We start from the raw sequence: 25,429 nt of genomic DNA on the forward strand, positions 1-25,429 counted from the left end.
TTCTGACAGCAGGCGGCCGTCCCCGGCGTGCAGGCGGGTCACGATGGGGGGATTGTAGCTGGCCAGCTGTTTGTAGTCCGGAAGTCCGGATCCCAGGGTGCGGATGATGACAAACACACCGACCAGACCAACGATGATGACAACAAAGGCTGCAGAGAACAGGGTGCGGATCAGGCGCATGGGGCTCTCACTCTGTCCGGATCTGGTATTTCAGGACCAGCGGCGTCTGGGCCAGGGCAAAGGCCATGGTCAGGGGCATGATGCCGAAGGTCTTGAAGGCTACCCAGGTGTCGGTGGAGAACAGCCGCCAGGCCAGCTCGTTCAGGCCGGCGAGCACCAGGAAAAATCCGGCCCAGCGCAGGGCCAGCCGGTTCCAGCCCTCATCCCGCAACTGCAGGATCCCGCCCAGGGCGAGGCGGAGAAGGTTGCGCCTGAAAACCAGACCCGCAAGCAGGACAGTGGCAAACAGCAGGTTGACCACGGTGGGCTTGAGCTTGATAAAGGTCTCGTCCTCCAGCCAGACTGTCAGGCCACCAAAGACCAGGACAAAGGCGCAGCCCACCAGGGGCATGACCGGCAAGCGGCGCTCCAGCCCCCAGGAAATACCAACAGCCAGAGCCATGGCCACCATCAGAACTACCGTTCCCGGAATCAGCCCCAGCCGGGAGTTGGCGATAAAAAAGGCCACCAGGGGGCCGGCCTCGACCAGCAATCGTGTATACGGATTCATGTGGCTACCATACAGGAAACCACAGTTCCGGTCAGCGATTCTTTGATGTAGTCATAATGTGGCCCTGGCAATCCATAGTTGCATTTTTTCCTTCTCCGAGGTATAATCAGGAAGATCTTCACGCTGTTCTGTTGTCATTACGGCCCTGATCCGTCAGCAACAGGAGATATCCATGATCTGGTCGACCCATGCGGTCCTTCTCGCCGCCGGTCTTTTTGCCCTTCTGGTCCTGTGGGCGGCTGTCCGCGCCCGGTCTTCCGGGAAGGCCCGGGTGCGCGCCGACGAAAAGGCCGAATACGCCCGCCGGCAATACAGCGACATTCTCCACCAGAAAGAGCTTCTGGACACTGTCCTGAACAGCCAGGCCCGTTCCATGTTTGTGACGGACCGGTCGGACCATGTGGTCTATGCCAACAGGGCCCTGTGCACCCGCATCGGCAAACCACGGGGGGATGTGGTGGGAAAGCCCCTGGCGACGGTCTTCGGAAAGGACCGGGGGCAGGTCTACCAGCAGCGCAACCATGAAACCCTGGCGGCCGGGGCGCCCATGGTGATCCTGGAAAGAAAGGACGGGACGGTTCCCCTGATCTCACAGGTCCAGCACATTCCCATTCCGGGGTCAGAGCGGGGAACCTCCATGATTCTGGTGACCGAGGAGGATATCACCGGCCTTGTGCTGGAGCGGGAAAAACGGGAAACAGCCCTGCAGGGGATTGTCGAGGTCATGATGGACCTGGCGGACCTGCGGGATCCCAATGCAGCGCGGCATTCGGCCCGGGCCGGCAATCTGGCCCGTGCGCTTGCCCGGGAACTGGGTCTGGACCCGGTTCTTCAGGAAACAGCGGAAAGGGCAGGGGAGCTGATGAACATCGGCAAGCTTCTGGTTCCGCGGGAGATCCTGACAAAGCCGGGTTCCCTGACTCCTGAGGAGAAAGAGCTGGTCCGCCAGTCCCTGCACCGGGCGGCGGGAATGCTGAAGGGTATCGACTTTGACGGTCCGGTCGCGGACACCCTGCTGCAAAGCCAGGAGCACTATGGCGGCGGGGGCTGGCCCGACGGGTGGAAAGGCGATGATATTCTGATTACAGCCCGGATCATTGCCGTCGCCAATGCCTTCGTGGCGCTGGTCAGTCCCCGGGCCCACCGCCCACAGCAGGGCGTGGACCAGGCCATGGTCATGCTGATGGAGGAGTCCGGAAAGCGCTTTGACCCGCGTGTCCTGCAGGCCCTGCAGACCTATCTGGATACGGGTGGCCGGGGCGAATGGAGCAGTCCCCTTCCATAACGCCGACCGGGACGGGTGATTGCTGTGTCGTTGCGGTCCGCGGATCCTCACGTACTACGTGTACGTTCCGGTCCTGTGGTCCTCTCTCCTGGTGCTCCCCTCGTCCCGGCGTGTTCTGCAGGGGGGTTGGTGCCTGCTGCGGCTACTTCCTCACCACCCGGGCTAGGGTCAGGACATGGACACAGGCAGTCCCGGCGGCCTTCAGTGTCCGGGCGCATTCCTGCAGCGTGGCGCCTGTGGTCAGCACGTCATCCACCAGAACGATGGTTTTTCCTGCAAGATGCGTCCGCCACGCAGGCCTGACAGTAAAGGCCCGGGCCACGTTGCGCTGGCGGCCCCGCAGGGAGAACAGCCCCTGGGAGGCTGTGGCCCTGTGGCGCACCAGCATGTCGGGCACGAACTGGCCAGGTCGGGCCAGAGCGCGGGCCAGCAGGGCCGACTGGTTATAGCGCCTGCGCCACAGCCGCCAGCGGTGCAGGGGGACGGGGATCACGTGATCGGCCTTTTCCAGAAAATCCACACCCGCCCGGGCCATCCAGCGGCCCATGGGGCCTGCGGCCTCTGTCCTGTCGCCATGCTTGAAGGACAGGATCAGCGGCCGGCTGCCGGCATCGTAGACCAGGGCGGCCCGGGCCTGGTCAAAGGCCGGCGGGCGGCGGATACACTCTGCACATAGGGCAGGACCGGCAGCCGCATCGGGGGGAAGCTCGAACGGAAGGCCGCACCGGTCGCACCAGGGCGGCGACAGGAAATTGATGTTCTGCCAGCATCCGGGGCATAATGCGCCCTGCTGTCCCACGGATGCTTGGCATCCCAGGCACAGGGGGGGCAGCAGAAGATCAAGGACAGCGCCTGGCAGGGATGCCAGTGTACGGACCATGATAGACCTCCTCCATAACCCTACTGCGGTGGGTGATTGTTACGTCACTGCGATCCTCGAATCCTCATGTACTGTCGTGTACACTCCGGTTCTGCGGTTCTCGTTCCTTACACTCCCCTCACCGCAGCGGGTTCTGCAAGAGGTCTGATGTCATCGCTCCATACAGTGTTTGACCGGCGTCTGGTGCGCCTGCACCGGGACCGCTCGGCCCGCACCCTGCCACGGCATGACGTCCTGTTTGTGGAAGTGGCGGAGCGGCTGGCGGAGCGGCTGGACGACGTCAGGCGACCTTTTCATTCTGCCCTGGATGTGGGCACGCGGGAAGGGACTCTGCTGCGCCTTCTGGCTGGACGTTCCATCCCTTTGCTGGCCGGATGTGAGCTGTCTCCAGTCCTGGCCCGGCGCCAGCGCAATCTTATGCCCCATATTCCCGTGGTTTGTGCCGATGAGGAGTTTTTGCCCTTCCGGGACAGCAGTTTTGACCTGGTGGTGAGCAGTCTGGCCCTGCACTGGGTCAATGATCTGCCCGGGACGCTGGTCCAGGTTCGGCGGATCCTGAAGCCCGAGGGCTTTTTTCTGGCGGCCCTGCCAGGCGGCGGGACCCTGTTCGAGCTGCGCCAGTGCCTGATGGAGGCCGAACTGGAGGTGCGTGGTGGGGCCAGCCCCCGTACATCGCCGGTGGTGGACCCCAAGGATGCGGCGGGCCTGCTGCAGCGGGCCGGATTCTCCCTGCCGGTGGTGGACAGCGATGTGCTGACCCTGACGTATGAGCATCCGCTGGCCCTGCTGCGGGACCTGCAGGGCATGGGGGAAAGCAGCACCCTGACGGTGGAAAAGCGCAGCCCCCTGCGCCGGGACGTACTGTTGCGGGCTATGGACCTGTACCGGCAGCGCCACACCGGCCTGGATGGCCGGATTGAAGCCACGATCCAGGTAGTCTGGATGGCCGGATGGACACCGTCGGGCTGAAAAAACGTCTTCGTTAACCGTTGATTCATCTTCTTTTAAGCCGGTATTAACCCGGATCGGTTCTAATGGCCCCATCGGCAACCAGACTGACGGGACAAGGCCATGGGTATCAAAAAGGTTTTGAGCAACCTGTTTCGCGGCAAACAGGATGACAAGGTTCCATCCGGTTACCGGATGGTGGGAAACCTTGTGACGAAAGAGGGAACCAGGCCTGAAGACAGAACGGGCTGGGAGGCCGGTATTTCCGTCAGGACAGACGATGCGGAAAAAGCCTGGAAAGGGATTCTTCCGGTCCTGGAGAAATACAATATCGGCGCGGCCCAGTTCAGGGCAAAAGGCATTCCCCAGTTCAGGATTTTCCATACGGGGGAAAGCGCGGAAGCTATGGATGCGGCTCTGCAAGAGATCGAGGTGGCACTGCGCTCGGCCGGCGTCCGTTCCGGGATTGGCATCGAGAAAAACACCAGAATTCCCGGTTCTGCCTACGCCAGCCATAGCCATACGACAAAAGCCCTGAAAAATGCTGCAGGCAATCCCTTTGCCGGCATCCGCATTGACCGCAGTGATCTGGGGAGGGTGCCGGAGACCTACAGGACCCTGACGCAGCATGTCTGGAAGCCCATGCGTGATGAGAACGGGGAAATGTCTCTTTCCCTTGAAGGGGTTCAGAAAGTATCCGTTGTTGACGAAAGCGGACGGGAAAAGCAGGTTCTGCACAAGGGCCTCTCCCAGGAAGAACTGGGCCGGATTGTGAAGGCCCTTCATCGCGAGGATTATTCCTATACGGTCAACAGGGACAGAATGGGCCGGATTACCGGTGTCCAGGTTCATGACTCCGGCGTTGTCCGGGACCGCAGCCTGAAAACCGAAGGAGGACAGCTGCCCAGCCAGGATCTGGTGCGCTTCATGATGATGATTCGCTGTGTGGTCGGTGCGGCTGGTAACTGGATCGACAGCGAGGCGGGAAGTGGACCAAAGGCCCAGTGGATTTCCCGTGTCTCTCTGGATGGCGTTTCTGCCGGATCCGTGCAGATGGTAAAAAATGCCCTTCAGACCCTGGGTCTGGGCAGTGTGGAGCACGACAGTAAAAGCATGGGTAAGACCCTGCGTGTGGCCGGCGACACGGCGGTCTGCGAGATCTATGATATTGGCAAGTTCTATGAAAGCGGACAGGCTCAGGAGATGATGAATCAATCTCTGAAAAAGACAGGGCAGAAGCCCGCATGGGAAACCGGGAAACCGGGAGTGGAGGTCAGGCCGGCTGCGGAAATCCGTGAAAGGCTGAAGACCGGCTACAGCAAGGAAGATCTGTCCACCCCGGCGGATGAGGTCACAAACTCCGGCGTCAATCCGAAGAAGATGCGGGAGAAGGTTGAAACCAGGGCGAAGGCAAGGGCTGCGAAACCGGTGCGCAAGGTGGCGGCTGAAGTTACAGAAGCCACAAATGCAGAGACCAATCCGGGTGTGGACCCGGAACGGCTCCGGCAGGCTGTGGCACAGAAGGTCGCTGCCATGGGGGGCAAGAAGGCCTATCTGCGGGATGTAACGCACCAGGTTGGTGGAGTGCCGGGGCCGCGTCCACCCGCGCAGTCTGCCCGGCCCGGAAAGACACCGGATCGTGTCAGGGCCAGCAGTGGGACCCGAAATCCGACCCCGCCGGTTGCGGCTGGAAGGGGGGCTGGACCAAAACGGGGTCATTCGCACAGTGGCCAGGGTGTCGGCCATCCCTCGCCCCGGCATCATCATCAGGTCCGGCGTCCCGGTCCCTGAAGCGCGGCCATGAACTCCCCCAGCCCGCGCAGGGTGTGGGGGAAGGCGGCCAGAAAATCCGCCAGGAAATTGATGGTGTCCAGTCTGGCCATGTCTTCCAGCGTGACCCACAGGTATTCCGAGTGTTCGCCGGAGTTCAGGCGGATTTCGCCCCCGGTATAGCGGGCCAGAAAGACCATCTGCAGGCCCTGTCTTTCGGGAAACTGGATCATGTTGTTGTAGACATGGACCAGCGGACCAATATCAACCGTCAGTCCGGTCTCTTCCCTTATTTCCCTCGTCAGGGCCTGAACCGGACTTTCCCCGGTTTCAAGCGTCCCGCCGGGAAGATCCCATTTATCGGGCATGTAAGATTTGTCCGGAGCACGGTGTGTGACCAGGCCCAGGCCGTCATCCCGCAGGATCAGGGCATGCGCCCCGGCTGAAAGCGGTGTGGTCATGTCACCCGTTCTCCCTCAATACCGTGCCGGCCAGGTAGAGTGATCCGCAGATCAGGACACGGGCAGCGGAGTGTCCATGCCGGGCCGCGAGATCCGCGAGGGCTGCAGCCACACTGGCGGCGGGTTGGGCCGAAATGCCGGTTCCGGTTGCAGCAGAGGCAGCCTCTTCGGCAGACAGGGATTTGGGCTCGTCCGGAATGGCCACTGCGCGCAGGTCCTGCACATGAGGCGCCAGATGGACCAGAAATTCTGCCGGGACCTTGGTTTTCAGCATGCCATAGATGATGAATACGGGCCGGGAATCGGCCCGCCGCCACCGGCGCAGGTGCTCGCCGATCACCTCGCCGCCCGAGTCGTTGTGGCCGCCGTCCAGCCACAGTTCCCATTCCTGCGGCAGGATATCGGCCAGCGGCCCCCGGGTCAGGCACTGCATGCGGGCTGGCCAGTCCACGGTCTGCAGGCCACGGCGGATGGCGGCATCGGAGATTTTCAGCGATGTGCTGTCCAGCGCGGCAATGGCTGTGCCGGCGTTCAGGATCTGGTGAGCGCCGGGCAGGGCGGGGAAAGGGAGCGAGAGAGTGCGCGGTGCGCTGGCATAATCAAAACCTCCTGCTGTTTCTGTCGTCTGCCAGTCCCGGCCGCCCAGAACTGCCGGGGCACCTGCATCGTTGGCACAGGTCAGCAGGGTGTCCCGGGCCTCGGGAGCGGGCTGGGGAAAGATAACGGCGGGAGAACCGGAGCGGAAAATGCCGGCTTTTTCCCGGGCGATGGCGGCCAGGGTTCTTCCCAGAAAAGCTGTATGGTCAAAGGAGATGCGGGTGACGACGGTGGCCGCTGGCCTGTCGATCACATTGGTGGCGTCCAGCCGCCCACCCAGGCCCACCTCCAGCACCACAGCATCGGCCGGGATACGGGAGAACAGCAGGAAGGCGGCAGCGGTCTTGATCTCGAAAAAGCTGACGGGCTCGCCGTTTTCCGCCGCCTCACACTCCCGGAAGGTTTCGGCCAGCAGGTCGTCGGAGATCAGGTGTCCGCCACCATCGGCCGCCAGACGAAAGCGCTCGTTGAACCGGACCAGGTGGGGCGATGTATAGACGTGGGCGCGCTTCCCGTCCGCCTCCAGCATGGCGCGCAGGAAGGCCGACGTGGAGCCCTTGCCGTTGGTGCCGGCCACATGGATCACGGGCGGCAGTTTTCTGTGGGGATTGCCCAGTTTTTCCAGAAGGCGCAGGACCGGTTCCGTGGACAGGGTATCGGCCTGCGGGTTGCGCTTTTCAAGGCGTGCGAGGACGGGGTGGAGGGAGGTCATTTCACCCCCGTGGAGCCGAACCCTCCCGCGCCCCGGGCGGTTTCGGCCAGCATTTCACTCTCGTTCCACGATACGGTGGCATGGCCGGCCACCACCATCTGGGCGATGCGCATGCCGCGGATGATGGTGAAGGGCTGGTCCCCCAGATTGGCCAGGATAATCTGGATCTCGCCGCGGTAATCCGCGTCGATGGTGCCGGGACTGTTCAGGACTGTGACGCCGTTTTTCAGCGCCAGGCCCGAGCGGGGCCGTACCTGCGCCTCATACCCCGGGGGCAGGGCGATGGACAGGCCGGTGGGGATTAGCGTCCGCGCGCCAGGAGCCAGGATGACATCCTCTTTCACAGCGGCGAGGAGATCCATCCCTGCCGCATGGGCTGTGGCATAGCCGGGCAGGGGAAGGTCGGCGGCGTGGGGCAGGCGGACGATGGGGATGGTGAGGGACTGGGTCATGGCTGTTTGCTCCCGAAATGATCAGCGATGGCGGCGACAAGTCTTTCAGCCACGGCGTCCTTGCCCATGCGGGGCCAGGAATCCTGCTGCACGCCTTTGGGGTTCCGGCGCAGCAGGGTGACCGTGTTGCTGTCCCCGCCGAAGGTGCCAGATCCGGCAGAGACGTCGTTGGCCAGAATCCAGTCGCAGTCTTTTTTCTCCAGCTTGTCCGCCGCGTGGGCCAGCAGGTTGTCGGTTTCCGCTGCAAAGCCTGCCACCAGTGCCGGTCGGTTCGGCCCCGGGCGGCTGAGGGTGGCCAGGATGTCGGGATTGGGCATCAGGGTGAGAGACAGGGATGCGGTTTTTTTCTTTATCTTGGAGGGGGTTTCCTGCTCCATGCGCCAGTCGGCCACAGCGGCGGCGCAGATGGCGATATTGGCGGGCAGGGCTTTCAGGCAGGCGTCCAGCATCTGCTGCGTCGTTTCCACATGGACTGTTCTGACGCCCGGCGGGTCAGGCAGGCTGACAGGGCCGGAGATCAGGGTGACGTCAGCGCCTGCCCGGGCCAGGGCGGCGGCAATGGCGTGTCCCTGCTTGCCCGAGGAGCGGTTGGAGATATAGCGCACGGGGTCGATGGGCTCCTGCGTCGGGCCACTGGTCACAAGGGCTTTTTTGCCGGACAGGGCGCCGGATGTTTTTTCTGCAAAAAACGCCTCCACCGCCGACAGGATGTCCGCCGGTTCGCTCATGCGGCCGGGACCGTATTCGCCACAGGCCATGGCGCCGTCTTCCGGGCCGATGATCCGGATGCCGCGCTGCTGCAGAAGCCTGATATTGTGCTGCGTGGCCGGGTGTTGCCACATGCGCGCGTTCATGGCCGGGGCCACCATGACAGCCCTGTTCGTGGCCAACAGGAGAGTGGTGGCCAGATCATCGGCCAGGCCCGCAGTGTGTTTCGCCAGGATGTCCGCGCTGGCCGGCACCACCAGCACCAGATCGGCCTGACGGGACAGCTGGATGTGGCCCATCTCGGCTTCATCGGTCAGGGACCACAGGTCCTGGTAGACCTTGTTGCCAGAGATGGCGGCCAGCGCCATGGGTGTGACAAATTGCGCCCCGCCGGCAGTCAGAACGCAAGTGACAGCGGCGCCCTTGTCTCGCAGGCGGCGGATCAGCTCCAGCGCCTTGTACGCCGCAATCCCGCCGGAAACGACCAGCAGGATTCTTTTGTTGTGAAGTGTCACGGTCACTGGATCTTTCCCTGATTGCACATTAACTGCACCATAATCTCACCAGAGGAAACCCTGTACTGGTATGGCTTTTCGGTGGTTTTTGACCCTTTAACTGCACCCTCCCGGAGGGAGTGCTGTGGATAACATTGCGAGTCCGTAAGCAAAAGTTATCACTTGTTAGCATTTCCTCCACTGTCATCCTGAGCGCAGCGAAGGATCTTCCGGTTGCAAAAAGATCCTTCGGTCGTTTCACTTCCTCAGGATGACAAAGAGAGGATGGAGAGAGTGCAAGAGTCATACCCACGTTTGCCTCCACAACAAAAACCGGCATCCCGTATATAGGAAAATAGTCTTTTTGTCAAGGGGGTTCATCCAGGTGATTGCTTTCATGAAAACCTGATAAAAAGATCAGCATGGATAGCAAAATCCGGAAAATCTGGGAACAGGGCCTTCCGGCGCTTTATAAGGCCATGGGCATGACGGAGGCGAATTTTCCCCATGCCGCAGCGCCTGTCGGGGGCTTGCGTCCGATGTACGAGTATAGCCTTATGGGTACAGGACCTGATGGTTTCTCCCTGCAGGTTGCCCTTCGGACCCCCTTGCCTGAGATTCTTTATGAAAATTCGTTGAGGAAGGGCTGGTGCTGTCTGATCGTATTTTCCGTTCTGGCGCCGGGTCCGGAAAGTCTGCCCCTGCTGAAGCTTGGTTTTCTGGCCAATGGAAATTATGAAAAATGGCAGGTTCCCGGCCAGCTGGGGACATGCCCCCCGGATGAAATTTTCGTTCCGCCCGAACAGTGGCATCTGGTTGAAGCCCGGGGCAGAAAAGAGATACTGGGACATTTTTTGCGCGAGCCAGGTATAGCGACATCTGCTGAGGCATTACGCGTACTCATGTGGCACGGACTTAGCATGGAATGGATTGAAGTCTGAAAGTGTACAGTCTGATCGATATGACAGAACAGTCCTCTGGGAAGTAATGTATGGATGGCCGGACGTTGTTAGGGGCGTCAATGTGGTCCGTGTTGTTGAAATTTGCCAGGAATACGCGGCGGCCGTTGCCAGTGGCCAGTTTTTCAACAGGGTTCTTCTGGGGCGGGAGGGCGTACGCCACGTCGTTCGTCCCGCAGGCTGCCCCGGTCCCTGACACATTCCATTTGCAAAGGCTGTTTGTGGAGTGTTACAGGCTGATACCTGTCAGTTCTGTTGCGGGGAAAAGGGTTTATGGACAGGATCAGGATCCGCGGGGGAAAACCCCTGCACGGGAAAATCGCCATTGGTGGCGCAAAGAACGCAGCGCTTCCCTTGATGGCGGCCTGTCTTCTGGCAGACGGAACCCTGACCCTGTCCAACGTGCCCCATCTGGCCGATGTGACCACCATGGCCCACCTGCTGGCCCAGCACGGTGTGGACATCCGTCTCAATGGCGAAGGCAGCGCGGGCTCCGCCGGCCGGGTGGTGGAACTGGATGCCTCGAACATCACGAACACGACAGCGCCGTACGAGCTGGTCCGCAAGATGCGCGCCAGCATCCTGGTGCTGGGCCCCCTGCTGGCCCGCTGCCGCACGGCCCGCGTCTCCCTGCCGGGCGGGTGCGCCATCGGCACGCGGCCCGTGGACCTGCACATCAAGGGCCTTGAGGCCATGGGGGCGCAGATTGCCATCGACAACGGCTATATTGTCGCGTCGGCCCCCGGCGGGTTGAAGGGCGCCCGGTTTGTGTTTCCGACCGTGTCGGTGACGGGAACCGAGAATCTCATGATGGCGGCCACGCTGGCAGACGGCGAGACGGTGCTGGTCAACGCAGCGCGGGAGCCGGAAGTGGTGGACCTGGCCATCTGCCTGAAAGCCATGGGCGCGGAGATCGAGGGGGCCGGAACCGACACCGTCACCATCCGGGGCCGCAAGTCGCTGCACAGCGCCAGCCACTCCATCATTCCCGACCGGATCGAGACAGGCACCTATGCCATGGCGGTGGCCATGACCGGTGGCGATGTGGAGCTGACGGACACGCGGTCTGATTTTCTGGACTCCATGGCTACCGTCCTGGGCCGCTCGGGGGTGAAGGTGACACCCACCCCCCGGGGCATCCGGATTACCCGGGAGGCCGGACAGCCGCTAGCCGGCGTTGACGTGATGACCGAGCCGTTTCCCGGCTTTCCCACCGACTTGCAGGCCCAGATCATGTCCCTGATGACCGTGGCCAGCGGCGCGTCCATGATCACGGAAACCATTTTCGAGAACCGGTTCATGCACGTGCCCGAGCTGGCCCGCATGGGTGCGAACATCACGGTGCACGGATCCTCGGCCCTGGTGCGCGGGGTGCCGCAGCTGACCGGCGCGCCGGTGATGGCCACGGACCTGCGCGCTTCGGTCTCCCTGGTTATGGCGGGACTGGCTGCGCGGGGCGAGACCATGGTCAACCGGGTATATCACCTGGACCGCGGGTATGAGCGTCTTGAGGAAAAGCTGGCCGCCTGTGGTGCGGATATTGAGAGGGTACGGGAGAGTTCAGATCCTGAATAGGCAGGGAGACAGGGCATGACAAAACCCATGAAGGTCCTGGCGCGGGATGCCGAGGATATCCAGATCATCTCGGCCTGCCTGCAGGACTCCCTGGTGCCCCTGAAGGACATGGCCTTTTTCGCCGATGAAAAACGGTTTGTCCTGGCCGTCAACCGTTTCCGGTGGGAGCAGATGCCTGTCCGCGAACGCACCCTGTGCGGTATCCGCATCGAGGGCGTCAGTGCTGTCCGCTATCGCGACCTGGACCGGACAGACCAGGAGCGGATGCAGAGCATCCTGTCCCTGCAGCTTGCGGACCGCGAGCTGTTTGTCCACTTTGCCGGCGGGGGGGCCCTGTGCCTGACGTTCGAGCCCGGCTGGACCTGCCTGGTCGATGACATGGGCAGGCCGTGGTCCACGAAATCCTGCCCGAGTCACGGCGAAGAAGAACCCTGACTGCAGCGGGTTCTGGGGAGGTCCTTTATCTCCCCGACCGGTGCCGGGTCCCCATGATCGAGGTTGCTGTGCGGGTTGCCCTGTGGGGTGTCGGAAAACGCTGGCCCTGGATCGATCCCAGGCGGGGATGGATGGCGTGGAACACCAGGCCCTGCCGCTCCGGGTCACCGATCACCAGACCTACGGCCTCGTCATTGACTTCGATAATATAGCGCTCTGGAAACATTTTTATCCCTCACTGCTTCAGAATTCGCTGTTATCAACACCGAATTCCGCCCTGCAGCCAGTCTTCAATTATGGATAGACCAGAGGGTATAGGAGAGAGTCACTCTGCCGGTGCCTGTTCCGCAGCGGGTGCTGTTTCAGGCGCGGCTTTGGGCGCAGGCGGATCAGCCAGGAAGGTGAGCTTGCCGCCGGTCCAGCGGTAAAGCCTGAACGTCTGGTTTGTATTGATGCCCTGGTTGTCGAACATCACATCGCCGATAATGGTTCTGAAGGGCCCGGCCTGCAGGGCTGTGGCAAGACCTGCCAGCGCTGCGGACTGTGGTATTTCCGGTTCCGCGGGAGGCAGGGAGGTTTCCAGGGTCGGGGCCTGCAGTCCGGATATTTCACCTGGAGAATCCGGAAGGTCCGGCGCCTCGATGGTCAGGCCCGGAGACGGCGTGTCCGGGACAGGAGCAACAGCGGGAGCAGGTATGCCCCCCGCCTTTCTGGCAGCCTCTGCCTGGGCCTGCACGGCAGCATAGGCCTGCAGCGTGTATCCCTCCGGCTCAAAGCCTGCGGCGCGGAAAGCCTGGACAACAGTGGCTGCTTCTTCTGCCGTGCGCATATCTGCAGCAGCCGTAGCGATTGTTCCTTCAGCGGCGGGGCCTGCTGCCTCTGCATAGGTGTTCTCTGCCAGAACGCTGCCACCGACCACAATGGCGTTTACCCCCTGGCCGCGGGCCTGTTTTGCAATCAGGCCGGCATCAGCGGCTGTTCCGCCCACGTACAGCACGTCGATCCGCGATTGCTTCAGCCGGGCCACCAGCGCCGGATAATCTGCACTGTCAGGCGTATAGGTTTCCTGGATCCTTTCCCGCAGTTTGTGGTCGCGCAAGGCCTTGCGGGCGCCGTCGGCCAGACTTTTGCCGGCGGGACTCCTGTCATGGATGATGGCCAGTCTTTTGTTCGCATATGTTGCCGCGATCCAGTCTCCGGCGATCTTTCCCTGCAGGCTGTTTTGTCCTGAAAGGTAAAAGGTGCCGGGACTTTCTGCAGCCGGATCCGCCTCTCCGGAAGCGGGAGACAGGCGGACAATGCCATGTTCCTGCAGCACCTGGCCGGTGCGCTGCATGGCTTCGGGACAGGAGTGTCCCACAACAGCCACTGCGCCCAGGACGGCAAGATCCGCAGCGGCCGTGGCGGCCTGGTCCGGATCACAGGCATCGTCGGCAACTTCCAGCTTCAGCATCTCTCCGTTGATGCCGCCCGCGGCGTTGATGTCGCTGACAGCCATCTCTGCCCCCCGGCGCAGCTGTTCTCCCAAAGCGGAGAACTGTCCGGTCATGGGACCTGCCACGCCGATGACGGTTTCTGCATGGGCGGGGTAAAGACCCGCAATTGAAAGAAGGAGGCCGGCCAGAAAAGCGCAAGCGTGTCTCATAATTCTCACCATACACCAGACCCTTTGCATAATCCCGACTGCAGCAGTCAACTGCTGCGTCGCTGCGATACTCAAATCCTCATGTACTACGTGTACACTCCGGTTCTGCGTTCCTCGCTCCTGAGATTTGCCTCGCTGCAGCGGGTTCTGCAAGTGGTCTGTTATTTTCTGGCATTTCAGAGGCCGGCAAGCTACCGACGAAAAAAAGAATTGTCATGCGATGCAAATTATCTAAAATTGTAAAATTCACACAGAGGAGAACGCTTCCGATGAAGCATCCCTATTATGATTCCTTTCTTCTGATCGAGCGCCTGCACCGGTATTTTCTGGAAGTCCTGAAAACCGAACTTGAGCGGCAGGGCATTCACGACATCAACAGCGTCCAGTGCCTGATCCTGTACAATATCGGGGATGATGACCTGACGGTGGGCGAACTGACGGTGCGCGGATACTATCTGGGATCCAACGTCTCCTATAACGTCAAGAAAATGGTGGAAAACGGCTGGTTGACCCAGGAGCGCTCGGCCCATGACAAAAGGTCTGTCAGGGTTCGCCTGTCAGACAAGGGAAAGGCCCTGCGTGACCGTATGGCCACCATGTTCGCCCGCCAGCTGGACGGTCTGGGAAAGGCCGACCTGGCCGACAGCGACCTGCAAACCCTCAATGTCATTCTCAAGAAGCTGGAGCGCTACTGGACGGGGATGATCGGCTATGTGGGGCCGGGGAGGGAAGGGGCGGAGTAGCGTTGTCGCCAATCAAACGGATAATGGCCATCTGACTTCGGTTTTCTCCGCTCCCGGTGCTCACGTACGTTTACGTACGCTGCGCGCCGGTTCTCGAAAGCCTTGTCATCTGGCCATTATCCGTTTGATTGACGACAACGCCCCGCATTACTTCTGTTCGGCCCCGGCGGATTTTTTCCGGCGGCCGCGGGATTTTTTGCCAAGGCCGATGTTTTTCGCGTACTGGGAGCGCTTGGCCGCATAGTTCGGCGCAACCATGGGATAGCTGTCGGGCAGGCCCCATTTGGCCCGGTATTCGTCGGGAGTCATGTTGTATGCCGTGCGCAGGTGGCGCTTGAGCAGTTTCAGTTTTTTCCCGTCCTCAAGGCATACGATATAGTCGGGATGAATGGACTTTTTGATATCCACAGCGGGCTTGCGGTTCCCGCTGCCCATTTTGCCTGACGGAATTTCCAGAAGGGCAGCGCGGACGGAATGGATCAGGTCAGCCAGCTGTGCAACCGGAACAGTATTATTGCTGACATAGGATGACACGACATCCGTTACCAGATGCAGAAGCTCTGTGTCCCGGTGGTTCTTGTCCATGACTCTGTCTCTTTCATTCGGGGTGTAAACAAATACTGCCTGCAGGGTGCATTCCTGTTTTTTATTTGTCAAATCCTTTTAGGGATGACTTGTCTGACTGATACCTGAAGTGATAGTTTCTTCGTCCCAAATAAAAACAGGTGTGCAGGATTTTACCCGCATGCCGCACGCAGGATCGGGGGAAACATGAAAAACAGTGCGTCACAGAATATTGCTCCAGTACAGGATCCTATCCCGGAAAATCTTTCCGCTGCGGGGCTTGCGGATACAGATCCGGAGATTGCCGGGATTCTGGAAAAGGAACTGGTCCGCCAGCGAGACTGGATCGAGCTGATCGCCTCGGAAAACATTGTCTCCCGCGCTGTGCTGGAAGCCCAGGGCTCTATCCTGACCAATAAATATGCGGAAGGATATCCGGGCCGCCGCTATTATGAAGGTGGCGGACCGGCGGACATGGCCGAGAGCCTGGCCATCGAGCGGGCCTGCCGCCTGTTCGGCTGCGCTTTTGCCAATGTCCAGCCCCACTCCGGGTCCCAGGCCAACCAGGCCGTTTTCATGGGCTTGCTCAGCCCCGGCGATACGTTGCTGGGCATGGCGCTGGACAGTGGCGGGCATCTGACCCATGGTGCGGCGCCCAACCTGTCGGGCAAGTGGTTCAACGCTGTCCAGTACGGGGTGAACCGCGACACAGGCCTGATTGATCTGGACGATGTGGCGCGCCTGGCGCGGGAGCATAAACCAAAACTGGTTATCGCCGGTGGAACTGCCTATTCCCGTCTCATCGATTTTGCTGCTTTCAGAAAGATTGCAGACGAAGCTGGTGCGCTGCTGATGGTGGACATGGCCCATTTTGCGGGCCTGGTGGCTGGTGGCGTCTGGCCCAGCCCGCTGCCCCACGCCCATGTGGTGACCACAACAACCCACAAGACCCTGCGTGGGCCCCGGGGCGGCATGATCCTCAGCAACGATGCCGAACTGGGGAAAAAGATCAATTCGGCGGTCTTTCCGGGACTGCAGGGGGGGCCGCTGATGCATGTCATCGCCGCCAAGGCTGTGGCTTTTGGCGAGGCGCTGCGTCCGGACTTCCGTACATACGCCAGGGCCGTGGTGGATAACGCCCGGGTTCTTTCGGAAACACTGGCAGGCCGGGGATACAGTATTCTGTCCGGGGGTACGGACAATAACCTGCTGGTGGTGGACCTGCGCTCCAGGAAGCTGACCGGGAAAGCTGCAGCCGCCAGCCTTGAGCGTGCCGGGATGACCTGCAACAAGAACAGCGTGCCCCTGGATCCGGAAAAGCCCATGGTTACGTCGGGCATCCGGCTGGGATCGCCTGCGGCCACTACGCGCGGCTTTGGCAGGGCTGAGTTTGCGGAGACCGGGAACCTGGTGGCGGATGTGCTGGACGGGCTGACGGCCCCGGGCGCGGATAACAGCGCGGCTGAAGGGGCCGCCCGCGAAAAGGCCCGTATCCTCTGCGACCGTTTTCCTGTATATTCCTGGATGAAGGATCAGGGGAGAACGTAAGATATGCGCTGTCCGTTCTGCGGCCATGAAGATACCCAGGTCAAGGATTCACGGCCCAGCGACGACAATTCCACCATCCGGCGCAGGCGGTTCTGCGGGGACTGTGGTGGCCGCTTCACCACATTCGAGCGCGTCCAGCTGCGCGAGATGACCATCGTCAAGAACAGCGGCGACCGGGAGGCCTTTGACCGGGACAAGCTGTACCGGTCGGTGATGATTGCCCTGCGCAAGCGCCCTGTGGATCCCGAGCGGGTGGAAAAGGTGGTCAACAGCCTGGTCCGCCAGCTGGAAGCCACCGGCGAGAGCGAAATCCCCTCGAAACAGATCGGCAGCATGGTCATGGACGCCCTGCTGGCCCTGGACCAGGTGGCCTGGATCCGCTATGCGTCCGTGTACAAGGACTTCCGCGAGGTTTCGGACTTCAGGGATATAGTCGGCGCCCTGAAAGACAACAAGGAAGAGGCTTAGGGCGCGGAACCAGTCAACAGATAATGGCCATCTGACTTCAGCTTTCTCCGCTTCCGGTGCTCACGTGCTGTAACGTACGCTGTGCCCCGGTTCTCGAAAATCTTGTCATCTGGCTCATTCTGCGTTGATTGATTCCGTGCTTTTTTCAATCCCAAAACCTCCCGGATTTCACTGCCATTTTTTTTCCACATACTGCAGCCATCATGATGGCCGTACTTCGCAACCATGAGGATCCTGATGGACTGGACAGGCGCCATTGCCGCATACGGACTGCACCTGGGCAGCTATATCCTGCCCTTTCTGGTGGTCCTGACCATTCTGGTCTTTATCCATGAACTTGGTCACTATCTTGTGGCCCGGCGCTGCGGGGTCAGGGTCGAGAAATTCTCCATAGGTTTCGGGCCCGAGCTGTTCGGACGGACCGACAGGGCAGGGACCCGCTGGTCCTTTTCAGTCATTCCCCTGGGGGGCTATGTGAAAATGCTGGGCGATGCGGATGCCAGCAGCCGGCCCGATCCTGCCGTTGCCGCCATGAGGGTGGAAGAACGGGCGCAGACCCTGCACGCGAAGCCTGTGGGGCAGCGCGCCGCCATCCTTGTGGCCGGCCCTGCAGCCAACTATCTTTTTGCCATTCTGCTGATGGGTTTGATGCTGTGCTTTTCCAGGCATCCCCTGCCTCCCCCTGTGGTAAAGGCGGTGGCTGAAAATTCTGCCGCGCAGGAAGCGGGTTTCCTTCCGGGGGACAGGGTTCTGAAGGTCAACGGACAGCCTGTTTACCGGTTTGCCGAGCTTTCCCGCATGGTTCTGCAGGGGGGCACGGAAGCTTCGGAGTTCGAGGTGTCGCGGGACGGTGAAACCCTGATGCTGCGGGCCAGGCCCCGGATGGAGCTGCGAAAGGATGTGGACGGACGGGATGTCCAGGTGCCTGCGCTGGGGCTTCTGGCGGACAACGGGCCCTGGGGGCCTGTTCAGGCTTTCAGGATTGCCGCGGTCGAAGCCGTGGATCTCAGCTGGATGTCCCTGTCCGCCATTGCCGGAATGCTTGCGGGCCAGCGCAGCACGGAAGAGCTGGGCGGTGTGATCCGCATCGCGGAACTGTCCGGAAATGCGGCCAGCGCCGGGATCCTGCCCTTCCTGTGGCTGATGGCCTTCCTGTCCATCAGCCTGGGCCTGATGAACCTTCTGCCCATCCCGGTTCTGGACGGTGGACACCTGCTTTTCTGCGCCCTGGAGGCTGTCCGCAGACGCCCCCTGTCGCCGAAAGTGCAAGAATATGGTTTCCGAATCGGATTTGCTCTGGTATTAAGTCTGCTGGTTTTCGTTCTCTATAATGACCTTTCCCGCTACTGAGGGATGAAAATCCCCCGGTTTCCGTCCTTGTCACTGACAGCGTTCCGGTGTTCCTGATGCGTGCCGTTTTTGTAACAACAGCCCTTTTCCTTGCTTGGGCCGCAATGTTTTCTGTCGCTTCTGTCCCGTTCGGGATTCCGGAAGCCATGGCCCAGGAGGCGGACACCGTCCGGGACATCCGGGTTGAGGGTGGCCAGAGGATCGAACCGTCAACCGTCCTGTCCTACATGGTCATCAAGCCGGGCGATCCCTTTGACCAGGAGCGGATGGACCAGTCCATCAAGGGGCTTTTTGCCACGGGTCTTTTCTCTGACGTCTCGCTGGAGCGGGAAGGGGATGTTCTGATTGTGCGTATCCAGGAAAACCCCATCATCAACCGCATTGCCTTTGAGGGCAACAACAAGATCGAGGATGAACAGCTGGAGGCCGAGGTCCAGCTTCGCCCCCGGGTTGTCTATACGCGTACCAGGGTCCAGGCCGATGTGCAGCGCCTGCTGACCCTGTACCGCCGCTCGGGCCGTTTTGCGGCCACGGTTGACCCCAAGGTCATTCCGCTGGACCAGAACCGCGTTGACCTGGTGTTCGAGATCAATGAGGGCGAACAGACAGGAGTTGAGCGGATCAATTTCGTCGGCAACAAGGCGTTCAGCGACTCAACCCTGCGGGAGCAGGTCCAGACCCGCGAGACACGGTGGTACCGTTTCCTGTCATCCGGCGACACCTATGATCCGGACCGCCTGACCTTTGACCGGGAGCTTCTGCGCCGGTTCTACCTGTCCGAGGGGTATGCGGATTTCCGTGTGGTTTCCGCTGTGGCCGAGCTGGCGCCGGACCAGAGTGGTTTCTATATTACCTTTACTGTGGAGGAAGGGGAGCAGTACACCATCGGCAAGGTGGATGTCACTTCCCGCATCAAGAGCCTTGATGCCGAAACGCTGCGTAGCGAGGTCACAACAGCAGAAGGTGATGTCTATGACGCTGGCGAGGTCGAGCAGACTGTCGCACGGCTGGTCACACTGGCCGGAAAGATGCAGGCGCCTTTTGCCGATGTCAGGCCCCGTGTGGTCCGCGAGCGCGAGAAAAAGCTGATCAACATCACCTATGATGTTGCGGAAGGCCAGAAAAACTATGTAGAGCGGATCGACATCACCGGCAACAGCCGTACCATGGATCATGTGATCCGCCGCGAGTTCCAGGTGGCCGAGGGCGATCCCTACAATACAGCCATGATTCGCCGGTCCGAGCAGAAAGTCCGTGATCTGGGCTTTTTCCAGAAGGTTGATGTGACAACCCGTGAGGGGAGCCAGCCTGACCGCACTGTTGTCCAGGTGGATGTGGCCGAGCAGTCTACAGGGGAGCTGTCCATCGGGGCCGGTTTCTCGACCACGGACGGCGTGCTGGGGGATATCAGCCTGCGGGAGCGCAACTTCCTGGGCAAGGGACAGGATGTCAGGCTGTCCACAACCATCTCCGGCAAGGCCCAGGAATTTGATTTCGGCTTTACGGAGCCGTATTTCCTTGAAAAGGACCTGTCTGCCGGTGTTGATCTGTTCCATGTGACCCGGGAATTCCAGGACGAGAGTTCCTATGACCAGAGAAGCACTGGCGGTGGCCTGCGGGTGGGCTATCCCCTGTCCGAGAACCTGCGCCAGAGGGTCTATTACAGGCTTGAGAACTCGGAAATCCGGGATGTGGATGCTGACGCCTCACGTTTTATCCGTGAGCAGGAGGGCGAGCGCTTTGTGTCACAGGTCGGCCAGGAGCTGGTCTATGACCGCCGCAACAGTCGCCTCAGCCCCACAGAAGGGTATCTTCTGAAGCTGTCAAATGATCTGGCCGGCTTGGGCGGAAATGCCCATTTCCTGCGGACAAAGGCCTATGGGTCAGCCTACTGGTCTCCGGCCGATGACTGGGTCCTGAGTGCGCTGGGAGAAATCGGTTATATTTTTGGCTATGGCGATCATGACGTCAGGATTGACGACCGCTTTTTCCTGGGCGGCGACACCCTGCGCGGATTTGCCAAGGCCGGGGTCGGTCCGCGGGATATGACCGGCGGGGCTGATGACGCCCTTGGCGGCAACCAGATGTACCGCGGCAGTGTGGAGCTGACCCTGCCCATGGGACTTCCCGAGGAATTCGGCATTCTGGGCCATCTGTTCACCGATTTTGGCAGCCTGAGCGATGCAGACCTGACGCCGTTGCCGGACGAGGATCTGCGGGACGGAGCCGCCCTGCGGCTTTCGCTGGGGGCCGGTGTTTCATGGCGCTCGCCGTTTGGCCCCTTGCGTGTTGATCTGGGTTTTCCGGTGATCAAGCAGGACTATGATGAAACAGAAGTGTTCCGTTTCAGCTTTGGTACAAGATTCTAGCAGCCTTTCAGGGGATGGGGAAAAATGAAAAAAATACTGTGGTGTGTTGCCGTACTGTCTGCTCTTGCCTTTTCGTCTACAGCCATGGCTGTCGAAGGAAAACCTCCTGTGGTCGGGGTGGTTGACGTGCAGGCTGTCCTGCAGAAGTCGGCTGTGGCCAAAAGCATCAGGGCCCAGATTGATGAAAAGCTGAAATCCTATCAGGCAGATGTCTCCGCGCGCGAGGCCGAGCTGAAAAAAGCCGAGCAGGAGCTGATGAAACAGCGATCGATCCTCAAGCCGGAAGATGCCAACAAGCAGAGAGCCGACCTGCAGAAAAAATTCATGGCAGTCCAGAAAGAGGTCAATTCCAAAAAGACCTCTCTCGACGCCGGTTTCAGCAAAGCCATGACAACCGTCATGGAAAACCTGCGCAAGGTTGTGTCCGGCATTGCGGGCGAGCGGGGTATCAATCTGGTCCTGACCCGCCAGCAGGTTGTCTATGCCGATGATGCCATGGACCTGACGGACGAGGTTCTGAAAAGACTGAACAGCCAGCTGTCTTCCATCAAGGTGGATTTTTCTGCTCCGAAGCCGGCGGCTTCCAGCACGGGCGGGTAAATGGCTGATCCGCGTTTCTTCCGCGTTTCGGGTCCGTTTACCCTTGGCCATCTGGCCGGTGTTGCCGGGGCTTCCCTGGTCCGGCCTGCAGATGCAGACCTGATGATTTATGATGTGTCCCCCCTGGCGCAGGCCGGGGCGGGTCACATCAGTTTTCTGGACAACAGAAAATATGTGGCGGATTTTCGCAGCAGCAGGGCTGCAGCCTGTCTGGTGCATTCTGATATGGCCGGCCAGGAACCTGCGGGAATGGCCCTTCTGCTGACTCCCTCTCCCTACCGGGCCTATGCCCGGGTGGCACAGGTTTTCTACCCGTTGTCCCGCGCTGCTGCCGGTGTTTCACCTGCCGCGACGGTCCACCCTTCTGTTACCCTGGGTGAGGGAACTGAAATTGCCGCGGGGGCTGTTGTGGAGGAGGGAGTTGTCCTGGGCCGGGACTGCCGGGTGGGTCCCAATGCTGTTATCGGGCGCAGTGTTTCCCTGGGCGACGGGTGTGTTGTGGGGGCCTGTGCCTCTGTCTCCCACGCCATTGTCGGCAACAGGGTCCATATCTATCCGGGAGCCCGTATCGGCCAGGATGGTTTTGGCTTTGCCATGGATGCGCAGGGACATGTGAAGGTACCCCAGCTGGGCCGCGTCATCATCGAGGATGACGTGGAAATCGGAGCCAACAGCACCATTGACAGGGGCTCTGGCCCCGATACGGTCATCGGACGTGGAACCATGATCGACAATCTGGTCCAGATCGGCCATAACGTCACCATTGGTCCCGGGTGCGTCCTTGTTGCCCAGGCAGGTGTGTCCGGAAGCACGGTGCTGGGGGCCCATGTTCTTCTGGCGGGCCAGGCCGGGGTGGCCGGGCATCTGAAGATCGGTCCGGGGGCCCGGGTTGCGGCAAAGAGTGGTGTCATGGAGGATATTCCCGCCGGCAAGGATGTATGTGGAACGCCGGCCATGGAAAAAAGGCAGTTTTTCCGGCAGATTGCTGTCCTGAAAAAACTGGCTCATACAGGAAGGAGCAGCAATGGATACGCGGACACTGGAAAGGATCAGCCGGATTGATGTGTCGCGGATCATGGAAATGATCCCGCACCGCTATCCCATGCTGATGATCGACCGGGTGGTGGATATAGTTCCTGATGCCACGGCGGTAGGCATCAAGAATGTCACAGTCAACGAGCAGTTCTTCCAGGGCCACTTTCCGACCCGTCCCGTCATGCCCGGTGTCCTGCTGGTCGAGGCCATGGCCCAGACGGCGGCTGTCCTGGTGGTGGCCACGCTGGGAAAAGAGGCCGAGGGCAAGCTGGTCTATTTCATGACGGTGGACGAGGCCCGTTTCCGCAAGCCGGTTGTTCCGGGTGATACGGTCCATATCCATGTGACCAAGGAGCGCAACCGGGTCAATGTATGGAAATTCCGCGGCGCGGCAAAGGTCGAGGGCGTCCTGTGTGCCGAGGCCGTTTTCTCGGCCATGCTCATGGACAAAGAGTAATGGCTTTTTCTGTTCATCCGACAGCCGTGGTGGACCCGGCGGCCCGCATTGCGGAAGGCTGTGCCATCGGACCGTACTGCGTAGTTGGTCCTCATGTGGAGCTGGGTCAGGACGTGATCCTGAAATCCCATGTGGTTGTGGAGGGGCACACGTCCATCGGTGCGGGCACGGTGGTCTGGCCCTTTGCTTCCCTGGGGGGCGCTCCCCAGGATCTGAAGTACAGGGGCGAGGCGTCCCGCCTGGTGATCGGAAAGAACAACCGGATCCGGGAGTATGTGACCATGAACACCGGTACCGAAGGCGGGGGTATGGAAACCCGGGTCGGCGATAACGGCCTGTTCATGGCCGGTGTCCATGTGGCCCATGACTGCCGCGTGGGTAACAGTGCAGTACTGGCCAACAATGTCGGCCTGGCAGGCCATGTGGAGGTCGGGGACAATGTGGTAATCGGCGCTCTTGCAGGGGTTCACCAGTTTGTGCGCATTGGCAGTCACGCCATGATTGGTGGCATGTCAGCAGTCGATGCGGACATTATTCCTTATGGTCTTGTGAAGGGGGACAGGGCCTTTCTGGCCGGCCTGAACCTGGTAGGGCTGGAGCGGCGCGGCTTTCCCAAAGACGGGATCAATGATCTGCGCACGGCCTTCCGCGCCCTGTTCGGGCAAGATAAAACCATGGTCGAGCGCATGGAAAGTGTAAGGGCCAGCCACGGCAGCAATCCCCTGGTCCAGACCCTGCTGGCCTTCATGGCGGAACGTACCTCGCGGGCGATGACTATGCCGCGGGGCTAGCGGCAGCAGGGAGGTATTCCGGTTTCAGGGTTTTTTCCACTCCCTGCCTGAAATCATCCAGTTGCCTGTCTGGCCCCATGCCGGGTATTTCCGCAGGATTACACAGGATATTTGCTTCTCTCAGCGCATGGCAGGTCTGATCCATTGCGTGGAGCCAGACAGAAGCCTGCCGGGCATTGCCCCTGTTCATGCTGTTCCGGGCCTTGACCAGAAAAGCCGCTGGTTTAGCCCTGGCTATGGCATGGCGCAGGGTTCTAATGTCCTTTTCCACTGTTTCCGGATCTGCATCCCAGCCGGGAGCAAGGCCAGCGTTTTTCAGTGTAGCAATGCTGATATCCATCTCATTCAGCCAGTGTTCTGCCTGAAGCGGGTTGTTCTCTTTCAGGCACTGTCTGGCAGCTGTCCGGCAAAAGGCTGGCCGCAGGCTGGCTGCGGTCCCGGATTCGGCAGTCTTTCTGGTGGTTTTTTCCCGGAACTGTGCTGATGCACCGGCTACGGCCCTGCGAAAAGAGGCAAGATCTTCGGTCGACATTTTCAGGATTCCGGCAAGGGCATAGAGAATTTTTGAATCCTGCAGGTGCTGGATACTGGAATCCATTTCGTCCAGCCAGACCTGTGCCTGCCGGGGATTGCCCCTGTCCATGCCAGCCCGTGCCTTGAGCAGGCATGCGGCGGGTTTTGCCCGGGCCACATCGTGACGCAAGGGCCTGATATCCTTTTCCACTGTTTCCGGATCTGCCCCCCAGTCGGGGGAAAATCCTACCCTCTTCAGGGCCGCAATGCTGACATCCATCTCATTCAGCCAGTATGCTGCCTGAAGCGGATTGTTTTTCTCCAGACACTTCCTGGCTTCTGTTCGGCAGAATTCCGGCCGCAGGAGTGAAACCCTGACCGGAGGTGATGGAAAAGAACCGTTTTCCGGCATGCCTTTACTTTCCCGGGGGCAAAATCCCTGCCATGATATCCGGCGCCGGGTTACAGAGATGTTAACCGGACAGCCCTGATATAATACTGTACCTGCATTTTCTGCAAGTATTCCGGGATTGTACTGTCGGATGGATTTTTCCCTGAGGGGCAGGAGATATGGATACGCCTGGTTCGTACACCTTGCCGGCAGGGCCGGAAACCCGGGCAGACCGGGACAGGGCCGAGCGCAGTCACGTGGAAAGCAAGATCAGGTGCGTGGTGCCGGAGCCGAAAGACAGGGATACTGTCTCCGTTCTGGCATTTGTGCTCAACGCTGTGTGCGGCGGATATTATGAGCAGAAGTCCATAGACAGGCAGACATGGATCAGGACGGCCGTTTCCCTGGCAAAGGATATGAAGGCTGTGATGGTGCCGTCGGACCGCATGCATCATCCTGATGCTGCCCGTCTGGTCCTGAATTTTGCGGATGTATGCGGAATCACGGCAGAGGATGTACAGATCCTGCAGGATGCCATGTCTCCCCGGTTCCGCTTCCTGGGAAGACAACCGGCTGTTGTTCCCTGAACTGCCGGCTATGGCGGGACAGTCCGGAAGTTGCCACAATAAATCCATGAAAACAGTCAGCCCTGTTCATATTTCTGGCCATGGCCACCCCCTGCTGTTCATCCACGGCGGGCCGGGGAGCAGCCACCGGTATTTCCGGCCCTGGGTGGATCCGCTATCCGCCAGGTTCAGACTGGTGTTTTATGATCAGGCGGGATGCACGGGGCCGTATGATCCGCAAACTCCACTGACCCTGGAGGTTCTTCAGCGCCAGCTGGCTGGTATTGTGGCCGGCCTTGACGAAAAGCCGGTTATTGCAGCCCATTCCTGGGGTGCGTTCCTGCTGGCGTCTGCTGTCCGGGACGGTATCCTCTCACTGGATC

Annotated in this window: 28 protein-coding genes; 17 read left to right on the plus strand and 11 right to left on the minus strand. The window is 60.4% G+C overall.

Features of this window, described 5'->3' with window-relative positions; genetic code table 11:
* A partial coding sequence (locus tag M3O22_02120; protein ID MDP9195555.1) for a hypothetical protein occupies positions 1–180 on the minus strand: 180 nt, incomplete at its 3' end.
* Positions 181–187: 7 nt separating this feature from the next.
* Complete coding sequence (locus M3O22_02125; GenBank protein MDP9195556.1) at positions 188–730, minus strand: septation protein A; 543 nt, start codon at positions 728–730, stop codon at positions 188–190.
* A 172-nt stretch (positions 731–902) separates the two neighbouring features.
* Here M3O22_02125 and M3O22_02130 point away from each other — a divergent pair, with 172 nt between their 5' ends.
* Complete coding sequence (locus tag M3O22_02130) at positions 903–2,015, plus strand: PAS domain S-box protein (protein ID MDP9195557.1); 1,113 nt, start codon at positions 903–905, stop codon at positions 2,013–2,015.
* Between the two features lie 142 nt (positions 2,016–2,157).
* Here the strand turns inward: M3O22_02130 and M3O22_02135 are convergent, their stop codons facing one another.
* Positions 2,158–2,895 carry a ComF family protein gene (locus tag M3O22_02135; GenBank protein MDP9195558.1) on the minus strand — a complete coding sequence of 246 codons (738 nt, stop codon included), beginning with the start codon at positions 2,893–2,895 and terminating at the stop codon, positions 2,158–2,160.
* Between the two features lie 147 nt (positions 2,896–3,042).
* Between M3O22_02135 and M3O22_02140 the strand changes: the two genes are divergently transcribed.
* Both M3O22_02140 and M3O22_02145 read left to right on the plus strand, forming a co-directional pair.
* Positions 3,043–3,864 (plus strand): methyltransferase domain-containing protein, encoded by an 822-nt coding sequence (locus M3O22_02140; protein MDP9195559.1) that lies wholly within the window; start codon positions 3,043–3,045, stop codon positions 3,862–3,864.
* Between the two features lie 102 nt (positions 3,865–3,966).
* Positions 3,967–5,634: a hypothetical protein gene (locus M3O22_02145; GenBank protein ID MDP9195560.1), complete on the plus strand. Its 1,668-nt coding sequence runs from the start codon at positions 3,967–3,969 to the stop codon at positions 5,632–5,634.
* On the opposite strand, the gene M3O22_02150 is transcribed toward M3O22_02145, so the two are convergent.
* Genes M3O22_02150 through coaBC form a run of 4 tightly spaced genes read right to left on the minus strand, consistent with a single transcriptional unit; the run spans position 5,610 to position 9,064 of the window.
* On the minus strand, positions 5,610–6,074 hold the full coding sequence (locus tag M3O22_02150) for an NUDIX hydrolase (GenBank protein ID MDP9195561.1): 465 nt from the start codon (positions 6,072–6,074) through the stop codon (positions 5,610–5,612). The two genes, M3O22_02145 and M3O22_02150, sit on opposite strands and share 25 nt — an antisense overlap.
* Before the next feature lies 1 nt (position 6,075).
* Complete coding sequence (locus M3O22_02155) at positions 6,076–7,383, minus strand: bifunctional folylpolyglutamate synthase/dihydrofolate synthase (protein MDP9195562.1); 1,308 nt, start codon at positions 7,381–7,383, stop codon at positions 6,076–6,078.
* Entirely contained in the window at positions 7,380–7,835 is a 456-nt protein-coding gene (gene dut, locus M3O22_02160; protein ID MDP9195563.1) for a dUTP diphosphatase, read from the minus strand. The genes M3O22_02155 and dut overlap by 4 nt, the downstream gene beginning before the upstream one ends.
* Positions 7,832–9,064 (minus strand): bifunctional phosphopantothenoylcysteine decarboxylase/phosphopantothenate--cysteine ligase CoaBC, encoded by a 1,233-nt coding sequence (coaBC, locus tag M3O22_02165; GenBank protein ID MDP9195564.1) that lies wholly within the window; start codon positions 9,062–9,064, stop codon positions 7,832–7,834. The genes dut and coaBC overlap by 4 nt, the downstream gene beginning before the upstream one ends.
* 458 nt (positions 9,065–9,522) lie before the next feature.
* On the opposite strand from coaBC, the gene M3O22_02170 reads away from it, so the two are divergent.
* The 3 genes from M3O22_02170 to M3O22_02180 all read left to right on the plus strand — a co-directional run bounded on the left by M3O22_02170 (position 9,523) and on the right by M3O22_02180 (position 12,006).
* Positions 9,523–9,978, plus strand: a complete 456-nt coding sequence (locus M3O22_02170; protein ID MDP9195565.1) for a hypothetical protein — start codon at positions 9,523–9,525, stop codon at positions 9,976–9,978.
* A gap of 291 nt (positions 9,979–10,269) precedes the next feature.
* Positions 10,270–11,571 carry a UDP-N-acetylglucosamine 1-carboxyvinyltransferase gene (murA, locus tag M3O22_02175; protein MDP9195566.1) on the plus strand — a complete coding sequence of 434 codons (1,302 nt, stop codon included), beginning with the start codon at positions 10,270–10,272 and terminating at the stop codon, positions 11,569–11,571.
* 15 nt (positions 11,572–11,586) lie between these two features.
* Positions 11,587–12,006 (plus strand): DUF2948 family protein, encoded by a 420-nt coding sequence (locus M3O22_02180; protein ID MDP9195567.1) that lies wholly within the window; start codon positions 11,587–11,589, stop codon positions 12,004–12,006.
* A gap of 25 nt (positions 12,007–12,031) precedes the next feature.
* Here M3O22_02180 and M3O22_02185 read toward each other — a convergent pair whose 3' ends face one another.
* Together M3O22_02185 and M3O22_02190 are read right to left on the minus strand one after the other, a co-directional pair.
* Positions 12,032–12,232, minus strand: a complete 201-nt coding sequence (locus M3O22_02185) for a hypothetical protein (protein MDP9195568.1) — start codon at positions 12,230–12,232, stop codon at positions 12,032–12,034.
* A gap of 99 nt (positions 12,233–12,331) precedes the next feature.
* On the minus strand, positions 12,332–13,651 hold the full coding sequence (locus M3O22_02190; protein ID MDP9195569.1) for an ABC transporter substrate-binding protein: 1,320 nt from the start codon (positions 13,649–13,651) through the stop codon (positions 12,332–12,334).
* 269 nt (positions 13,652–13,920) lie between these two features.
* Here M3O22_02190 and M3O22_02195 point away from each other — a divergent pair, with 269 nt between their 5' ends.
* Positions 13,921–14,394 carry a MarR family winged helix-turn-helix transcriptional regulator gene (locus M3O22_02195; GenBank protein MDP9195570.1) on the plus strand — a complete coding sequence of 158 codons (474 nt, stop codon included), beginning with the start codon at positions 13,921–13,923 and terminating at the stop codon, positions 14,392–14,394.
* A 147-nt stretch (positions 14,395–14,541) separates the two neighbouring features.
* Here the strand turns inward: M3O22_02195 and M3O22_02200 are convergent, their stop codons facing one another.
* Positions 14,542–14,979, minus strand: a complete 438-nt coding sequence (locus M3O22_02200; GenBank protein MDP9195571.1) for a MucR family transcriptional regulator — start codon at positions 14,977–14,979, stop codon at positions 14,542–14,544.
* Positions 14,980–15,165: 186 nt separating this feature from the next.
* Between M3O22_02200 and M3O22_02205 the strand changes: the two genes are divergently transcribed.
* The 8 genes from M3O22_02205 to lpxA all read left to right on the plus strand — a co-directional run bounded on the left by M3O22_02205 (position 15,166) and on the right by lpxA (position 23,576).
* Positions 15,166–16,506, plus strand: coding sequence for a serine hydroxymethyltransferase (locus M3O22_02205; protein MDP9195572.1), 1,341 nt, complete (start codon positions 15,166–15,168; stop codon positions 16,504–16,506).
* A gap of 3 nt (positions 16,507–16,509) precedes the next feature.
* Entirely contained in the window at positions 16,510–16,974 is a 465-nt protein-coding gene (nrdR, locus tag M3O22_02210; GenBank protein MDP9195573.1) for a transcriptional regulator NrdR, read from the plus strand.
* 237 nt (positions 16,975–17,211) lie between these two features.
* Positions 17,212–18,324: an RIP metalloprotease RseP gene (rseP, locus tag M3O22_02215; protein MDP9195574.1), complete on the plus strand. Its 1,113-nt coding sequence runs from the start codon at positions 17,212–17,214 to the stop codon at positions 18,322–18,324.
* A gap of 56 nt (positions 18,325–18,380) precedes the next feature.
* Positions 18,381–20,693 carry an outer membrane protein assembly factor BamA gene (bamA, locus tag M3O22_02220; GenBank protein ID MDP9195575.1) on the plus strand — a complete coding sequence of 771 codons (2,313 nt, stop codon included), beginning with the start codon at positions 18,381–18,383 and terminating at the stop codon, positions 20,691–20,693.
* A gap of 24 nt (positions 20,694–20,717) precedes the next feature.
* The gene (locus M3O22_02225; GenBank protein MDP9195576.1) at positions 20,718–21,293 is read left to right on the plus strand and encodes an OmpH family outer membrane protein; all 576 of its coding nucleotides are present in this window, start codon (positions 20,718–20,720) and stop codon (positions 21,291–21,293) included.
* Positions 21,294–22,355 carry a UDP-3-O-(3-hydroxymyristoyl)glucosamine N-acyltransferase gene (lpxD, locus tag M3O22_02230; GenBank protein MDP9195577.1) on the plus strand — a complete coding sequence of 354 codons (1,062 nt, stop codon included), beginning with the start codon at positions 21,294–21,296 and terminating at the stop codon, positions 22,353–22,355.
* Entirely contained in the window at positions 22,318–22,785 is a 468-nt protein-coding gene (gene fabZ, locus M3O22_02235; GenBank protein ID MDP9195578.1) for a 3-hydroxyacyl-ACP dehydratase FabZ, read from the plus strand. Before lpxD ends, fabZ begins: the two co-directional genes overlap by 38 nt.
* On the plus strand, positions 22,785–23,576 hold the full coding sequence (gene lpxA / locus M3O22_02240; GenBank protein ID MDP9195579.1) for an acyl-ACP--UDP-N-acetylglucosamine O-acyltransferase: 792 nt from the start codon (positions 22,785–22,787) through the stop codon (positions 23,574–23,576). The genes fabZ and lpxA overlap by 1 nt, the downstream gene beginning before the upstream one ends.
* Here the strand turns inward: lpxA and M3O22_02245 are convergent.
* On the minus strand, positions 23,560–24,369 hold the full coding sequence (locus M3O22_02245) for a hypothetical protein (protein ID MDP9195580.1): 810 nt from the start codon (positions 24,367–24,369) through the stop codon (positions 23,560–23,562). The two genes, lpxA and M3O22_02245, sit on opposite strands and share 17 nt — an antisense overlap.
* A gap of 290 nt (positions 24,370–24,659) precedes the next feature.
* Here M3O22_02245 and M3O22_02250 point away from each other — a divergent pair, with 290 nt between their 5' ends.
* Positions 24,660–25,067 carry a hypothetical protein gene (locus tag M3O22_02250; protein MDP9195581.1) on the plus strand — a complete coding sequence of 136 codons (408 nt, stop codon included), beginning with the start codon at positions 24,660–24,662 and terminating at the stop codon, positions 25,065–25,067.
* 46 nt (positions 25,068–25,113) lie between these two features.
* On the plus strand, positions 25,114–25,429 hold a 316-nt coding region (locus tag M3O22_02255), incomplete at its 3' end, for an alpha/beta hydrolase (protein MDP9195582.1).

The organism is Pseudomonadota bacterium (assembly GCA_030775045.1).
Classification (GTDB): domain Bacteria; phylum Pseudomonadota; class Alphaproteobacteria; order JALYJY01; family JALYJY01; genus JALYJY01.

Bases quoted from the DNA above. Each gene is read 5' to 3' on its own strand.
- nrdR (MDP9195573.1), top strand. From the start codon at position 16,510: ATGCGCTGTCCGTTCTGCGGCCATGAAGATACCCAGGTCAAGGATTCA.
- murA (MDP9195566.1), top strand. From the start codon at position 10,270: ATGGACAGGATCAGGATCCGCGGGGGAAAACCCCTGCACGGGAAAATC.
- M3O22_02170 (MDP9195565.1), top strand. From the start codon at position 9,523: ATGACGGAGGCGAATTTTCCCCATGCCGCAGCGCCTGTCGGGGGCTTG.
- dut (MDP9195563.1), bottom strand. From the start codon at position 7,835: ATGACCCAGTCCCTCACCATCCCCATCGTCCGCCTGCCCCACGCCGCC.
- M3O22_02125 (MDP9195556.1), bottom strand. From the start codon at position 730: ATGAATCCGTATACACGATTGCTGGTCGAGGCCGGCCCCCTGGTGGCC.
- M3O22_02250 (MDP9195581.1), top strand. From the start codon at position 24,660: ATGGATACGCCTGGTTCGTACACCTTGCCGGCAGGGCCGGAAACCCGG.
- M3O22_02130 (MDP9195557.1), top strand. From the start codon at position 903: ATGATCTGGTCGACCCATGCGGTCCTTCTCGCCGCCGGTCTTTTTGCC.
- M3O22_02140 (MDP9195559.1), top strand. From the start codon at position 3,043: ATGTCATCGCTCCATACAGTGTTTGACCGGCGTCTGGTGCGCCTGCAC.
- M3O22_02190 (MDP9195569.1), bottom strand. From the start codon at position 13,651: ATGAGACACGCTTGCGCTTTTCTGGCCGGCCTCCTTCTTTCAATTGCG.
- M3O22_02185 (MDP9195568.1), bottom strand. From the start codon at position 12,232: ATGTTTCCAGAGCGCTATATTATCGAAGTCAATGACGAGGCCGTAGGT.
- M3O22_02155 (MDP9195562.1), bottom strand. From the start codon at position 7,383: ATGACCTCCCTCCACCCCGTCCTCGCACGCCTTGAAAAGCGCAACCCG.
- rseP (MDP9195574.1), top strand. From the start codon at position 17,212: ATGGACTGGACAGGCGCCATTGCCGCATACGGACTGCACCTGGGCAGC.
- M3O22_02200 (MDP9195571.1), bottom strand. From the start codon at position 14,979: ATGGACAAGAACCACCGGGACACAGAGCTTCTGCATCTGGTAACGGAT.
- lpxD (MDP9195577.1), top strand. From the start codon at position 21,294: ATGGCTGATCCGCGTTTCTTCCGCGTTTCGGGTCCGTTTACCCTTGGC.
- M3O22_02135 (MDP9195558.1), bottom strand. From the start codon at position 2,895: ATGGTCCGTACACTGGCATCCCTGCCAGGCGCTGTCCTTGATCTTCTG.
- M3O22_02150 (MDP9195561.1), bottom strand. From the start codon at position 6,074: ATGACCACACCGCTTTCAGCCGGGGCGCATGCCCTGATCCTGCGGGAT.
- fabZ (MDP9195578.1), top strand. From the start codon at position 22,318: ATGGATACGCGGACACTGGAAAGGATCAGCCGGATTGATGTGTCGCGG.
- M3O22_02225 (MDP9195576.1), top strand. From the start codon at position 20,718: ATGAAAAAAATACTGTGGTGTGTTGCCGTACTGTCTGCTCTTGCCTTT.
- M3O22_02180 (MDP9195567.1), top strand. From the start codon at position 11,587: ATGACAAAACCCATGAAGGTCCTGGCGCGGGATGCCGAGGATATCCAG.
- M3O22_02195 (MDP9195570.1), top strand. From the start codon at position 13,921: ATGAAGCATCCCTATTATGATTCCTTTCTTCTGATCGAGCGCCTGCAC.
- M3O22_02145 (MDP9195560.1), top strand. From the start codon at position 3,967: ATGGGTATCAAAAAGGTTTTGAGCAACCTGTTTCGCGGCAAACAGGAT.
- bamA (MDP9195575.1), top strand. From the start codon at position 18,381: ATGCGTGCCGTTTTTGTAACAACAGCCCTTTTCCTTGCTTGGGCCGCA.
- M3O22_02245 (MDP9195580.1), bottom strand. From the start codon at position 24,369: ATGGATGTCAGCATTGCGGCCCTGAAGAGGGTAGGATTTTCCCCCGAC.
- lpxA (MDP9195579.1), top strand. From the start codon at position 22,785: ATGGCTTTTTCTGTTCATCCGACAGCCGTGGTGGACCCGGCGGCCCGC.
- M3O22_02205 (MDP9195572.1), top strand. From the start codon at position 15,166: ATGAAAAACAGTGCGTCACAGAATATTGCTCCAGTACAGGATCCTATC.